The sequence below is a fragment of the Streptomyces sp. NPDC005820 genome (assembly GCF_040630255.1).
In the GTDB taxonomy this organism is placed as follows: Bacteria; Actinomycetota; Actinomycetes; order Streptomycetales; family Streptomycetaceae; genus Streptomyces.
The window spans coordinates 17,336-30,589 of sequence record NZ_JBEXXE010000060.1 but is presented as its reverse complement, the minus strand read 5'-3'; the positions used below and the strand labels follow the sequence as shown (position 1 = coordinate 30,589).

General features: G+C 72.7%; 12 protein-coding genes and 1 pseudogene. 6 read left to right on the top strand and 7 right to left on the bottom strand.

Annotated elements, in window-relative coordinates:
* Window positions 1–29: 29 nt before the first annotated feature.
* Complete coding sequence (locus tag ABZ464_RS45905; RefSeq protein ID WP_359287900.1) at window positions 30–1,571, top strand: S8 family serine peptidase; 1,542 nt, start codon at window positions 30–32, stop codon at window positions 1,569–1,571.
* 64 nt (window positions 1,572–1,635) lie between these two features.
* Window positions 1,636–3,000 carry a CoA transferase gene (locus ABZ464_RS45900; protein ID WP_359287899.1) on the top strand — a complete coding sequence of 455 codons (1,365 nt, stop codon included), beginning with the start codon at window positions 1,636–1,638 and terminating at the stop codon, window positions 2,998–3,000.
* Window positions 3,001–3,103: 103 nt separating this feature from the next.
* Here ABZ464_RS45900 and ABZ464_RS45895 read toward each other — a convergent pair whose 3' ends face one another.
* The 3 genes from ABZ464_RS45895 to ABZ464_RS45885 are packed head-to-tail and all read right to left on the bottom strand — an operon-like array spanning window position 3,104 to window position 5,766.
* Window positions 3,104–4,147, bottom strand: a complete 1,044-nt coding sequence (locus ABZ464_RS45895) for a zinc-dependent alcohol dehydrogenase family protein (protein ID WP_359287898.1) — start codon at window positions 4,145–4,147, stop codon at window positions 3,104–3,106.
* A gap of 36 nt (window positions 4,148–4,183) precedes the next feature.
* Window positions 4,184–4,891: a lysoplasmalogenase gene (locus tag ABZ464_RS45890; protein WP_359287897.1), complete on the bottom strand. Its 708-nt coding sequence runs from the start codon at window positions 4,889–4,891 to the stop codon at window positions 4,184–4,186.
* Window positions 4,888–5,766: a sterol desaturase family protein gene (locus tag ABZ464_RS45885; RefSeq protein ID WP_359287896.1), complete on the bottom strand. Its 879-nt coding sequence runs from the start codon at window positions 5,764–5,766 to the stop codon at window positions 4,888–4,890. Before ABZ464_RS45885 ends, ABZ464_RS45890 begins: the two co-directional genes overlap by 4 nt.
* Before the next feature lie 119 nt (window positions 5,767–5,885).
* On the opposite strand from ABZ464_RS45885, the pseudogene ABZ464_RS45880 reads away from it, so the two are divergent.
* A pseudogene (locus ABZ464_RS45880) lies at window positions 5,886–6,593 on the top strand (ATP-binding protein); the annotation flags it as partial.
* Window positions 6,594–6,678: 85 nt separating this feature from the next.
* Here the strand turns inward: ABZ464_RS45880 and ABZ464_RS45875 are convergent.
* On the bottom strand, window positions 6,679–7,407 hold the full coding sequence (locus tag ABZ464_RS45875; protein WP_359287895.1) for a VIT family protein: 729 nt from the start codon (window positions 7,405–7,407) through the stop codon (window positions 6,679–6,681).
* A 62-nt stretch (window positions 7,408–7,469) separates the two neighbouring features.
* On the opposite strand from ABZ464_RS45875, the gene ABZ464_RS45870 reads away from it, so the two are divergent.
* From ABZ464_RS45870 to ABZ464_RS45860, 3 genes are all read left to right on the top strand, one after another.
* Entirely contained in the window at window positions 7,470–8,462 is a 993-nt protein-coding gene (locus tag ABZ464_RS45870; RefSeq protein ID WP_359287894.1) for a DEDDh family exonuclease, read from the top strand.
* A 104-nt stretch (window positions 8,463–8,566) separates the two neighbouring features.
* Window positions 8,567–8,800: a hypothetical protein gene (locus tag ABZ464_RS45865; protein WP_078633039.1), complete on the top strand. Its 234-nt coding sequence runs from the start codon at window positions 8,567–8,569 to the stop codon at window positions 8,798–8,800.
* A gap of 49 nt (window positions 8,801–8,849) precedes the next feature.
* The gene (locus tag ABZ464_RS45860; RefSeq protein WP_359287893.1) at window positions 8,850–9,647 is read left to right on the top strand and encodes an SURF1 family protein; all 798 of its coding nucleotides are present in this window, start codon (window positions 8,850–8,852) and stop codon (window positions 9,645–9,647) included.
* A 5-nt stretch (window positions 9,648–9,652) separates the two neighbouring features.
* Here ABZ464_RS45860 and ABZ464_RS45855 read toward each other — a convergent pair whose 3' ends face one another.
* The 3 genes from ABZ464_RS45855 to ABZ464_RS45845 all read right to left on the bottom strand — a co-directional run bounded on the left by ABZ464_RS45855 (window position 9,653) and on the right by ABZ464_RS45845 (window position 13,132).
* Window positions 9,653–10,606, bottom strand: a complete 954-nt coding sequence (locus ABZ464_RS45855; protein ID WP_359287892.1) for a hypothetical protein — start codon at window positions 10,604–10,606, stop codon at window positions 9,653–9,655.
* Between the two features lie 184 nt (window positions 10,607–10,790).
* Window positions 10,791–10,982, bottom strand: a complete 192-nt coding sequence (locus ABZ464_RS45850) for a YbdD/YjiX family protein (RefSeq protein ID WP_359287891.1) — start codon at window positions 10,980–10,982, stop codon at window positions 10,791–10,793.
* Complete coding sequence (locus tag ABZ464_RS45845) at window positions 10,979–13,132, bottom strand: carbon starvation CstA family protein (protein WP_359287890.1); 2,154 nt, start codon at window positions 13,130–13,132, stop codon at window positions 10,979–10,981. Before ABZ464_RS45845 ends, ABZ464_RS45850 begins: the two co-directional genes overlap by 4 nt.
* Window positions 13,133–13,254: the final 122 nt, after the last annotated feature.

The following is a 13,254-nucleotide window of genomic DNA, read 5'->3' as shown; positions in this document are numbered from 1 at the left end:
GTCTCGTTTCCGGATGATGTGGAGACCCCATGGCTCATCTGCCTTCCAGACGCCGCCTCGCTCTCGCGGTGCCCGTCGTGCTGTCCCTGACCGCCGCCGTCGGCTTCCTGCCGACGGCCGCCGGCGCGGCGCCCGCCACGGCTCCGGCCGCGGTGTCGACCGCCGAGGCGGCCGAGGCCGGGACCTTGGCGTATGTCGTCAACACGAAGGTGAACCACCGCACGATCGCGTCGGTGAAGAAGGCGATCGCCGCGGCCGACGGCACCCTGGTGGCGTCGTACGACAGGATCGGCGTGCTCGTCGTGCACTCGGCGAACCCCGACTTCGGGCCGCGGATCCGCGCGGTGCGCGGGGTGCAGTCGGCGGGTGCGACGCGTACCGCGCCGCTGAGCGCCGCGGGGACCACCGACGAGGGGGCCGCGCAGGTCCTGTCGAAGGCGGAGGCCGCGAAGATCGAGAAGGCGTCCGACGCGGCCGGCCAGAGCGAGCCGCTCGAGGCCGACCAGTGGGATCTGCGGGCGATCGGCGCCGACAAGGCCGCCGGGATCAACCCGGGCAGCAAGAAGGTCACCGTCGCCGTGATCGACACCGGCGTGGACGACACCCACCCGGACCTGGCGCCGAACTTCTCGGCGTCCCAGTCGGCCAACTGCGTGGGCGGTGTCGCGGACACCAGCGAGGGCGCCTGGCGGCCGTACACCGCGGCCGACTACCACGGCACGCATGTCGCCGGTGAGATAGCCGCGGCCCGCAACGGCATAGGCGTGGCGGGTGTCGCGCCGGGCGTGAAGGTCGCCGGCATCAAGGTGAGCGACCCCAAGGACGGCCTCTTCTACCCGGAGAACGTCGTCTGCGCGTTCGTGTTCGCCGCCGACCACGGCGTGGAGATCACGAACAACAGCTACTACGTTGATCCGTGGCTGTACAACTGCATGGACGACCCCGACCAGAGGGCCATTGTTGACGCGGTCAACAGGGCTCAGCTGTACGCCCAGAAGAAGGGCACGCTCAATGTGGCCTCGGCGGGCAACTCCAACCACGACCTGGACTCCGACGCGCTGGAGGACTCGTCCAGCCCGGACGACTCCACGCCGGTGACGCGGACCGTCGACCCGCACGAGTGCTTCGACGTGCCGACGCAGCTGCCCGGTGTGGTCACGGTCAGCGCCACGGGCGTCAAGGGCACCAAGTCGTACTACTCCAGCTATGGTCTGGGCGCCGTCGACGTGGCCGGTCCGGGCGGCGACAAGTACCAGATCCCGGACACGCCGTCGGCCAACGGCCGCATCCTGTCGACGCTGCCGAACAACACGTACGGCTTCCTGCAGGGCACGTCGATGGCGTCCCCGCACGTGGCCGGGGTGGCGGCGCTGCTGAAGTCGACGCACCCGTTCGCGTCCCCGGCCCAGTTGCAGGCGCTGCTCAAGGCGCAGGCGGACAACCCGGGCTGCCCGGCCGAGCCGTACGACGGCAACGGCGACGGCGTGGTGGACGCGACCTGCGTGGGCGGCAAGCGCGTCAACGGGTTCTTCGGGTACGGCGTGGTGAACGCGCTGCGGGCCGTCAAGTAGCGCCCGCACAGCGTCCATGAAATAAGTCCATATATTGATTGAATCAATACTGCACAATGCAGTCATGACATCAATCAAGTACGTGTGGTCGGAGCTGGGCGGCGATCCCGTCCAGCTCGCACGCGTGTCGACCGTCGTACGCGACGGCGCGCTGTCGGCGCGGCTGCCCGTGCGGGAGCTGGCGCGGGCCTGTGTGGGTGCGTGTGCGCTGGCCGGGGCGGAGCTGGGAGCGCGGCGGGCGGGGCTCGCGCGGGTGCCCGGGGTGCGGGTGGACGACGGGGCGGTGGCGACCGCGTTCACCAGTGAGCGGCACCTGCTCGTCGACGGGCGGGCGCCGGTGCCGTTCGCGCCGTTGTCGCGGTTCTGGCGGACCGCGGACGGGTGGGTGCGGACGCACGCCAACTACCCGCACCACCGCGAGCGGCTGCTGCGGGCGCTGGGTGTGCCCGGCGACCCGGCCGTCGTCGGGGCCGCCCTGGCCGAGCGGTCCGCGCGGGACGTCGAGGACGCGGTGTACGCAGCCGGCGGGCTCGCCGTCGCGCTGCGCACGCCCGAGGAGTGGGCCGCGCACGGGCAGGCGGCCGAGGTCGCCGCGCGGCCTCTCGTCGAGCGCGGCCGGTTGGACACCGCACGTGCGCGTGCGTTCCCGGATCTCGCGGGGGCACACCTGCTGCCCGCCGCCGGTGTGCGCGTCCTGGACCTCACGCGGGTGCTGGCCGGGCCGGTCGCCACCCGTACGCTCGCCCTGCTGGGCGCGGACGTCCTGCGGCTCGACGCGCCCCGGCTGCCCGAGCTTCCCGACCAGCACATCGACACCGGGTTCGGAAAGCGCTCGGCCCTGCTGGACCTGGACTCCGACCGGCGCCGCTTCGAGGAGCTGCTCGCGGACGCGGACGTCGTCGTCACGGGCTACCGGCCGGGCGCCCTCGACCGGTTCGGCCTCTCCCCCGAGGCGCTGGCCGAGCGGCGGCCCGGGCTGGTGGTGGCGCAGGTGTCGGCGTGGGGTGCGTACGGGCCGTGGGGGGATCGCCGGGGGTTCGACAGCCTCGTCCAGGTGGCCACCGGCATCGCGGCCGTCGAGGGGGCGGCCGGGCGGCCCGGTGCGCTGCCGGCGCAGGCCCTCGATCACGGCTCGGGTTATCTGCTGGCGGCGGGTGTGCTGCGGGCGCTGACCGAGCAGTCGTACGACGGTGGGGGGCGGGTCGTGCGGGTGGCGCTGGCGCGGACCGCTGCGTGGCTCATGCGGGGTGTCAGGAGTGAAGGTGAGGTCGGGGCGGTTGGCCCCCGGGCCGAGGAGTGGCTCGGGGAGACGGACAGTGCGGTGGGGCGGCTGCGGTACGCGTTGCCGCCGGTGGCCTTTGAGGGCGGCCCGAGCGACTGGACGCGGCCGCCGGGCCGTTGGGGAAGCGATGCGGTGGGGTGGGTCTGAGCGCCTCCGAGAGTGGCGTGCCGTGCCGTCTTGCGTCCGATGCGCCGTCGTGGCTCGTCGCGCCGTTCCCCGCGCCCCTTTCGGGGCGCTGCCCGGCCGCCGTCTAGTTCGTCACCAGGACCTTCAGTGCCGTGCGCTCGTCCATCGCCTTGTAGCCGTCCGGTACCGCTTCGACGCCCACGGTGAGGTCGAAGACCGGGGACGGGTCGATCGTGCCGTCGAGGACGTCGGGCAGGAGGTCGGGGATGTAGGCGCGGACCGGGGCGACGCCGCCGCGCAGGGTGAGGTTGCGGTCGAACATGACGCCCAGGTCGAGTCCGGTGCCGCTGCCGTGCGGGACGCCGACGTAGCCGATGGCGCCGCCGTCGCGGGTGATGCCGACTGCCGTGCGCATGGACTCTTCCGTGCCGACGGCCTCGACGACGGCGTGGGCGCCCTGGCCGCCGGTGAGTTCGCGGACGGCCGCGACGGCCTCGTCCCCGCGCGCGGCGACGACGTCGGTGGCGCCGAAGCGGCGCGCGATGTCCGTACGGACCCGGTGGCGGCCGAGGGCGATGATCCGCTCGGCGCCGAGCCGCTTGGCGGCGAGGACCGCGCACAGGCCGACGGCGCCGTCCCCGACGACCGCGACGGTGGCGCCCGGGCGGGCGCCCGCGCCGAGGGCGGCGTGGTGGCCGGTGCCCAGCACGTCGGAGAGGGTGAGCAGCGCGGAGAGCAGGTGGTCGTCGGAGGCCGCCTCCTTCGGCAACCGGACGAGGGTGCCGTCGGCGAAGGGCACCCGGACGGCCTCGCCCTGGCCACCGTCGTAGCCGACGGAGCCCCAGAAGCCGCCGTGCTCGCAGGAGGTGGTGAGGCCTTCGCGGCAGTAGTCGCACACGCCGTCGGACCACATGAAGGGCGCGACGACCAGGTCACCGGCGCGCAGCGTGCTCACCTCGGAGCCGGTCTCCTCGACCACGCCGAGGAACTCGTGCCCGATCCGCTGCCCCGGCTGCCGTGCCGCCTCGCCCCGGTACGCCCACAGGTCGCTGCCGCAGATGCAGGCGCGCAGCACCCGTACGACGGCGTCGGTGGGCAGCTGCACCACGGGGTCGGGCACGTCCTCCACCCGCATGTCGTAGGGGGCGTGGATGGTGGTGGCGCGCATGGCGAGGGTCCTTCTCGTGCGGGTGCGTGGGTGCGCTCAGGGGGTGGTCGAGCGCACTTCACGGTACGCCGTCGGCGGCGCCGCCCGTTCCTCGAGAGCGCCCCGTACCAGCAGGAACTGTGCGGCGGCGTACGTCAGCATGATCCACAGATCGGGGCGCGGGGGCTGCGGCCAGTCGGCGACGCCGGTCGCGATGAGGGTGTCGGAGAGCAGGAAGAGCACACCGCCGGCGCCGGCGAGGGGGCCGAGGCGGGTGGCGGCGGTGTACGCCACGGCGGTGAGGAGGGTGCTGTAGGCGGCGACGGGGGCGCGCAGGTCCGGCGGGAGACCGGGCCACAGGAGGGTGAGCGTGGCGATCAGGACGGCGGCGTAGGCGGGGGCGAGGAGGCCGGCACGCGCGTGTGGGCGGCCGTACCGGGCGCCGGTCGTGAAGAGGACGAGGTAGCAGAGGTGTCCGGCGGCGAAGCACGCCATGCCGGCGAGGAAGGCGGGGTCGGCGTCGGACAGGAGGAGGACGTCGCCGCCCCAGCCGCACATGACGGCGGCGAGGAGCAGTCGTGGTGCGCCGCTCGCGGCCGCCCAGACGGCGAGGAGGGGCATGAGGAGCGGCTTGGCGACGGTGTGCCCGGGGTGCCAGCCGGCCGCGAGGAAGCCGAGGTCGACGGCGGTCGCGAGGACGAAGGCGGCGAGGAAGGGGCGGGGGCGGAGGGAGCGGGGGCGGAGGGAGCCGGGGCGGAGGGTCATGCGGCGCTGCTCTCCTCGACCGGCGCCGGAGCGTCGGCGCGAGCCTGGGCCGGTTGCCATCCCGGTCCCCCGAACACCCGCCCCGCCCGCTCGCGCCAGCTGTTCGCCGTCTTGATGTCCTTGACGATCGCCACGTACTCATGGGTGGCGACCTTGATCGGGTTGAACGTGTTGATGTTCTTCGTCAACCCGTAGACGGGCCGCTCCACCTCCGGCACGAAGGAGCCGAAGAGCCGGTCCCACACGATGAGGATGCCGCCGAAGTTGCGGTCGAGGTAGCCGCCCTGGGAGGCGTGGTGGACGCGGTGGTGGGAGGGCGTGTTGAACACCGCCTCGAACCACCGGGGCATCCTGTCGATGCGCTCGGTGTGGATCCAGAACTGGTAGACGAGGTTGGCGGAGGAGCAGAACGCGAGCGCGGCCGGGTGGACGCCGAGGGCGACGAGGGGGACGTAGAACGGCCAGACGGTGAGGGTCGTCCAGGGCTGGCGCAGGGCGGTGGTGAGGTTGAACTTCTCGCTGGAGTGGTGGACGACATGACAGGCCCACAGGACGCGGACGACATGGTGGCCGCGGTGGGACCAGTAGTAGAAGAAGTCCTGGGCGAGCAGCATCAGCGGGACGGTCCACCACAGGACGGGCACGCGCAGCGGGGTCAGCTCGTGGATCGCCGTGTAGAGGGCGACGATCGGGATCTTCCAGAAGAAGTCGAAGAACAGGCTCCCGAGCCCCATGCCGACGCTCGTCGCGGCGTCCTTCGCCTCGTATCCGGCGGCATCGTCGTCGGGGTGGATCCGGACGCTGATCATCTCGACCACGGTGAGCAGCACGAAGGCGGGTATCGACCACAGCACGACATCGGGCAGGTTCGGCATGGGGGCACCGTAGAACCGCAGGTCGGCCGGGGCTAGACGTTGTTACCCACAAGTATTTACGGGGGTATGCGCTTGCTTGTTGGCGATCTCCGCCAAGAGCCGGGCGGCTGCCGCCTACGATGCAACTGCCCCGGGCCCGCAAGGAGTTGTACGACGCGGCGCTCGACATGCTGCTGGTGCGGCGGGACACCGAGCGTGAGATCGCCTCCGTGGAGGGCGTGGTCCTCTCCCGCGACGAGCAGACGGCCCTGCTCCAGCGCCTCGCGTACTGGCTCATCCGCAACGGCCAGGTGGAGGCCTCCCGGGACGAGGTCGTCGCCCTGCTCGACGAGTGGCTGGCGGCGATGCCGCAGGTACGGGAGCAGGGGGACGCCGAGCAGGTCTTCGCCCACCTCCTGATCCGCAGCGGGCTGCTGCGCGAGCCGGTCCCGGGATACGTCGACTTCGTCCACCGCACCTTCCAGGACTACCTGGGCGCGAAGGCCGCGGTCGAGGCCCGCGACTTCGGGGTGCTGGTGCGCAACGCCCACGACGACCAGTGGGACGACGTGGTGCGGATGGCGGTCGGGCACGCGCGCGTGGAGGAACGGGGTCGGCTGTTACGGCAGTTGCTGCGCCGCGCGGACAAGGTGCGCCGGCACCGGGAGCGGCTCGTGCTGCTGGCGGCGGCGAGCCTGGAGCATGCGCCGGAGCTGGATCCGGCGGTGCGGGGGGAGGTGGAGGCGCGGACGGGGGAGTTGATGCCGCCGCGGACCAGCAGGCAGGCCGAGTCCCTGGCCAGGGTCGGGGAGCTGGTGGTGGAGCTGCTGTCGGGGCCGGAGAGGTTGACCGATCGGGGTACGACTGCGACCAGGTCGTCGGCACCGAGCTCCTTCCGCCGGACCGCCTGCACATCGAATGACGGACCCGCGCTCACACCCCCGCCGCCCCCAACAAGGCCCCCACCCCATACGTCACCCCCATCGCCAACGCTCCCCCGCACACGTTCCGCAGGACCGCCCGCCCCGGTGCGGCCGCCCCCAGCCGGGCGCTGCTCCAGCCCGTGCAGGCCAGGGCCACCAGGACCGACACCACCGTCACCGGCACGCGCCGGTCGGCCGGCGGCAGGACGATCGCGAGCAGGGGCAGCAGCGCGCCGGCCGTGAAGGCCAGGAAGCTCGCCCAGGCCGCGTGCCAGGGGTTGGTGAGGTCGTCGGGGTCGATGCCGAGCTCCACGCGCGCGTGGGCCCGCAGGGCGTCACGTTCCGTCAGCTGGACGGCGGCCTCGCGGGCCACCTCGCGGGTGAGGCCGCGTTCCTCCAGCAGCTCGGTGAGTTCCTCCAGTTCGGCCTCCGGCTGTTCGCGCAGCTCGCGCCGCTCCTGCGCGAGGGCCGCCTTCTCGGAGTCGCGTTGGGTGGACACGGACACGTACTCCCCCGCCGCCATCGACAGGGAGCCGGCCAGCAGACCGGCCAGACCCGCCGTCAGCAGCGCCGCGCGGTCGTCGGTGGCGCCGGCCACGCCGACGACCAGGCCCGCGGTGGAGACGATGCCGTCGTTGGCGCCGAGCACGGCGGCGCGCAGCCAGTTCAACCGGGAGCCGAGGGTGCCCCCGTGGGCCTCGCCGTGGGGAGGTTCAGGTCGCGTCTCACGTTCCGTCACGGGAGGGAGGATGGCATCCGGTGCGTCGGCGGTGTCGGTGGCGCCCCGTATCCTCAATGACCATGCTCGCAGACCGCACGACGACAGCGTCCTCCCCCACGGAGTGGCCGGCCGCCTATCCCCAGGGGTACGCGGTCGTTGACGTGGAGACCACCGGGCTGGCCCGGGACGACCGGATCATCTCGGCCGCCGTCTACCGGCTGGACGCGCGCGGTGAGGTCGAGGACCACTGGTACACGCTGGTCAACCCGGAGCGCGACCCGGGGCCGGTGTGGATACACGGTCTGACGAGCGAGGTGCTGGAGGGCGCGCCCCTCTTCCGGGAGGTGGCCGAGGAGTTCGCGGCGCGGCTCGCGGGGCGGGTGCTCGTCGCGCACAACGCGGTCTTCGACTGGCAGATGATCGCCCGGGAGTACGCGCGCGCGGAGCGCGAGGCCCCGGTGAAGCAGCGGCTGTGCACCATCGCGCTCTCCAAGGAGCTGCGGCTGCCGCTGCCCAACCACAAGCTGGAGTCGCTCGCGGCCCACTTCGGTGTGGTCCAGCGGCAGGCGCACCACGCCCTGGACGACGCGCGCGTGCTCGCGGAGGCGTTCCGGCCGAGCCTGCGGGCCGCGGCGGCGGACGGGGTGCGGCTGCCGCTGCACGAGTGCCGGCCGCTGACGGAATGGAACGACGGGCCCGCGCCCCGCATCGGCCGCCAGGGCGGCGGCGGTTACGGCGGCCACCGGCCGAGCAGCTGGCGGCCGTCGCGCAGACGGCCCGCGTGTCCGCACCCGAACCCGGGGCGGTACGAAGACGGCAAAAGGCTCAAGCAGGGCATGCGGGTGGCTTTCTCGGGCGACACGTCCGTGGACCGCGAGCTGCTGGAGGACCGGGCCACGGAGGCGGGGCTGCATGTGGCGACCAGCGTGTCCCGGCTGACCAGTCTGCTGGTCACCAACGACCCCGACTCGGGTACGTCGAAGGTGGTGAAGGCGCGGCAGTTCGGGACGCCGGTCGTGGACGAGGCGGCGTTCGGGCAGCTGCTGCGGGATGTCGAGGCGGCCGACGAGTGAGTGGGCGGGCGAGCCCGCGGGTGAGCCGTACGTACGGGTGATTGCCGGGCGACTCGCCCGCCGCCCACTCGCCCCCGCCGGGGCGACGGCTCACCCTGTGGCGCATGGCGAGATGCGAAGTTTGCGGCAATGACTACGGAATGACCTTCGAGGTGCACGCGCAGGGCGCCGTGCATGTCTTCGACTGCTTCTCCTGTGCGATTCATCGCATGGCCCCGATCTGCGAGCACTGCCGGGTCCAGATCATCGGCCAGGGGGTCGAGGTCGAGGGCCACTGGTACTGCGGCGCCCACTGCGCACGGGCCGAGGGGAGGGCGGGCATCGTCGACCGGGTGTGACCCGCCACCCCGCTGAGAGCGCCCCACGGCCGGGAGGTACGGTCGTGGGGTGTACCGCTTCCTGTTGTCCCGGCAGTGGGTGATCCTCACGCTGGTCGCCCTGCTGCTCATCCCCACGATGATCCGGCTGGGCTTCTGGCAGATGCACCGCCACGACGAGCGCGCCGCGCGCAACCAGCTCGTCACCGACGCGCTGTCCGCGAAGCCGGTGCCGGTGGAGCGGATGACGTCCCCGGGACACACCGTCACCCGTGACGAGCGCTACCGCGCGGTGACCGCGACGGGCACCTTCGACACCGCGCACGAGGTCGTCGTACGCCGCCGGGTCAACGCCGACGAGACGGTCGGCTTCCACGTCCTCACCCCGTTCGTGCTGACGGACGGCAAGGTGCTGCTGGTCAACCGGGGATGGATCCCCGCGAACGGCCCGAGCCAGACCGCGTTCCCGAAGGTCCCCGCGCCGCCCGCCGGCCAGGTCACCGTGACCGGGCGGCTGATGCCCGACGAGACGACCGCGGCGAGCGGGATCAAGGACCTCAAGGGGCTGCCGGACCGGCAGATCATGCTGATCAACAGCGAGGAGCAGGCGAAGCGGCTCGGCGCGGAGGTGCTCGGCGGGTACATCGCGCAGACGGCGCCCGAGCCTAAGGGCGACACCCCGGAGCTGGTCGGCAAGCCCGGCAGCGAGGACGCGGCGCTGAACTACGCGTACGCCATCCAGTGGTGGCTGTTCGCCGCGGGCGTCCCCGTCGGCTGGGTGGTCCTGGTCCGCCGCGAGCGGCGGGACCGGGACGCGGCGGCCGCCGCCTCGGCGCAGGAGAAGGAAGCGGCGCCGGCGCCGGTGTAGCGCCCTCAGGCCCGGCGGTGGCTCGCCAGGCTGTCCCGCCAGTACACGAAGGTGCGTTCCGGATCGGGCAGCAGGTCCCACGGGTGGCGGGTCATATGGCGGCCGATGCGCCGGAAGACGGGGGCGGCCTCGTCCGGTCGGTGGGCGCGGGTGAGGGCGAAGGCGAGGACGTTGAGGTCGGCGACGGCCTCGGCGTGGGCCGGGGCGGCGGTGCGGAACCAGCCCGTGAGGGCCGTGTCGATCTCCTGGACCGCGCGCGGCTCGCTCCAGTTGACGTTCGTGCCGAGGGCGTCGAGGGGGGACGCCGCTCGGCGATGGGCCGTCAGCTCGACGCGGGCGGCGACGGGGAGCAGGGCCACGGGTGAACCGTGCGGTGCGCGGGCGGCGGCCTGCCAGGCGAACTCCATCATGTCCGGGAGCGTCCCGTGTCCGCGCGGGGAGAGGTATTCCAGGAGCCGGTGGTACGCGGTCCGGTGCCACGGCGCCCGCCGGACCGCCTCGCTCCACACGGGCACCGCGTCCTTCACCGGTACGGCGCAGGAGTGCATCAGGGACAGCAGGGCCAGCCACGGCGTCGGGTCCTCGGGACAGGCGTCGGCGGCGCGCAGACAGGTCCGCTCGGCAGCGCGCACGGCGGCGTGGCCCTCGGCGGGCGCGCGGAGCGTCTCCACGCAGGCCCGCAGGACGAGGGCGTCCCCGTCGCCGGGCCGGTCGGCGGCCCAGCGCTGCGAGACCACGGCCGGCAGCTGCCCGGCCAGGACCGAGACCCGGTGCGCCCTGCGGTCCCAGTCCCGTCCGGTGGCGCGCAGCAGCCGGGCCGCGGGCTCCCAGACGGGGCGGGCGCTGCCCGCGCCGAGCCCGTGGAGCTGCGGGGCGGGCCGGAGTTCGGCCAGGGTCGTGTGGAGCAGGTCGTCGTCCAGCGCGGGCCGGATCAGCAGGGAGGGTCGGCGTCTCAGCATCTCGATCGCCTCGGCATCACGGTCTCGGTCATCTCCCCATCACGACCTCGGCATCACGGTCTCGGTCATCTCCCCATCACGACCTCGGCATCACGGTCCCGGTTCGCCACCGCATCGCGTTCCCGGGCGGCGCAGGGCAGGGGGCGGGCGTGCCGTCCGGAGGCACGCCCGCCCCGCAGGAGCGTCAGCAGCAGCGGCCCGGGGACTCGGTCTCGCGCCACAGCGTGCGCATCCGCTGGTACTCCCGGCGGGTCGGTAGCGGTGCGTGCGGGTGGTGGCGGCGGTGCCGGGCGCAGTAGCGGTCGTACTCGGCCTCGCCGGTCAGTTCGCGCGCGTACCAGAGCAGGGCGCTCACCGCCTTGCGTACGGCGGTCATGAGCCGGCCCCCACCAGCGGCTCGCTGTCGCGCTGCTCCGGGACGTCGATGCGGGAGGCGACGTACGGCGTCTCGGTCGTCGGCAGCGGCTCGGCCGCCCTGAGGGCCCGTACGCAGACCACCGCGCAGTTGACCAGGACGATCGTGACCAGCAGCAGGAAGACCGCCATGAGGACGCCGTCGACGGTGTTGTTGAGGACGATGGTGTGCATGTCGTCCAGGTCGGTGGCGCCGGGCAGGAGCTTGCCCGCGTCGGCGGCGTCCGCGTAGACGTCGCGCTGGGCGAAGAAGCCGATCTTCGGGTTGTCGGAGAACACCTTCTGCCAGCCGGCGGTGAAGGTGATGGCCACGACCCAGGCGAGCGGGGCGCCGGTGACCCAGGCCCAGCGGGCCTTGCCCGCCTTGACGAGCATGGTCGTGGTGACGGCGAGGGCGACCGCGGCGAGCAGCTGGTTGGCGATGCCGAAGAGGGGGAACAGCTGCTTGATCCCGCCCAGGGGGTCGGTGACGCCGGCGTAGAGGAAGTAGCCCCAGGCGCCGACGACGAGGGCACTGGTGATCCAGATGCCGGGCTTCCAGGTGACGCGGCCGATCGGCTTCCAGACGTTGCCGAGCATGTCCTGGAGCATGAAGCGGCCCACCCGGGTGCCCGCGTCCACGGTGGTGAGGATGAACAGCGCCTCGAACATGATCGCGAAGTGGTACCAGAAGGCCTTGAGTCCGCTGCCGAACACGCTGGAGAAGATCTCCGACATGCCCACGGCGAGGGTGGGGGCGCCGCCGGAGCGGCCGACGAGCGTCTGCTCCTCGACGGCCTTGGCGGCGGCGGTCAACTGGTCCGGGGTGATGGCGAAGCCGAGGCCCTTGACCGCCTCGGCGGCGCTCTGCGCGGTCGGGCCGAGCAGGGCGGCCGGGGAGTTCATGGCGTAGTACAGGCCGGGTTCGAGGACGCAGGCGGCGATCAGCGCCATCACGGCGACGAAGGACTCCGTGAGCATCGAGCCGTAGCCGATGAGCCGGACCTGGGACTCCTTCTGGATGAGCTTGGGGGTGGTGCCGGAGGAGACCAGCGCGTGGAAGCCGGAGAGGGCGCCGCAGGCGATGGTGATGAAGAGGAAGGGGAAGAGGGATCCGGCGAAGACGGGTCCGGCGCCGGTGGAGGCGAACTCGGTCACCGCGCCCGCCTTGAGGGTCGGGGCCGCGATCACCACGCCCACGGCCATCAGGGCGATGGTGCCGACCTTCATGAACGTCGACAGGTAGTCACGGGGCGCCAGGAGCATCCACACCGGGAGCACGGAGGCGACGAAGCCGTAGCCGACCAGGCAGAAGACGAGGGTCTCCGGGCTCCAGACGAAGTAGTGGGCCAGGGAGGAGTTCTGGACCCAGCCGCCGCCGAGGATGGCGAGCAGGAGCAGCGCCACGCCGATGACGCTGGTCTCCACGACCCGGCCGGGCCGCAGATAGCGCAGGTAGAAGCCCATGAACAGGGCGATCGGGATGGTCATGGCGACCGAGAAGGTGCCCCAGGGGGACTCCGCCAGGGCGTTGACGACGACCATCGCCAGGACCGCGAGCAGGATGATCATGATGGCGAAGACGCCGATCAGCGCGGCGGCCCCGCCCACCCGGCCGATCTCGTCCCGGGCCATCTGGCCGAGGCTCTTGCCGTCCCGGCGCATGGAGAGGAACAGGACGATCATGTCCTGGACCGCGCCGGCGAAGATCACCCCGCTGATGATCCAGATCGTGCCCGGGAGATAGCCCATCTGCGCGGCCAGCACCGGTCCGACCAGCGGGCCCGCGCCCGCGATGGCCGCGAAGTGATGGCCGAACAGGACCCGGCGGTCGGTGGGGTGGTAGTCGACCCCGTCCTCCAGCCGCTCGGCCGGGGTGGCGCGGCTGTCGTCGGCCTGAAGGACCCGGCGGGCGATGAACCGGGAGTAGAAGCGGTAGGCGATGGCGTACGAGCCGAGGGCGGCCACCACCAGCCAGACCGCGGAGATCTCCTCCCCGCGGGAGAGCGCGAGGACGCCCCAGGCGACGGCGCCGAGCAGGGCGACACCGGTCCACAGCGCAAGGGACTTCAGTGACATACGTGACTTTTCCGGCGCGGGACGGCCGGTTTCGGGCAGGGCTGACGCAGGCATGGCGGCTCCTCACCTGGGCGGTGCGGTACGCCTCGGGACCCGAGGCGGGCGAGATCGACGACCGGTACCAGCGAGGACGGCTCTCCCGTTCGCTGTCGGTCTGTGCAAGAGTTGCCCACCCC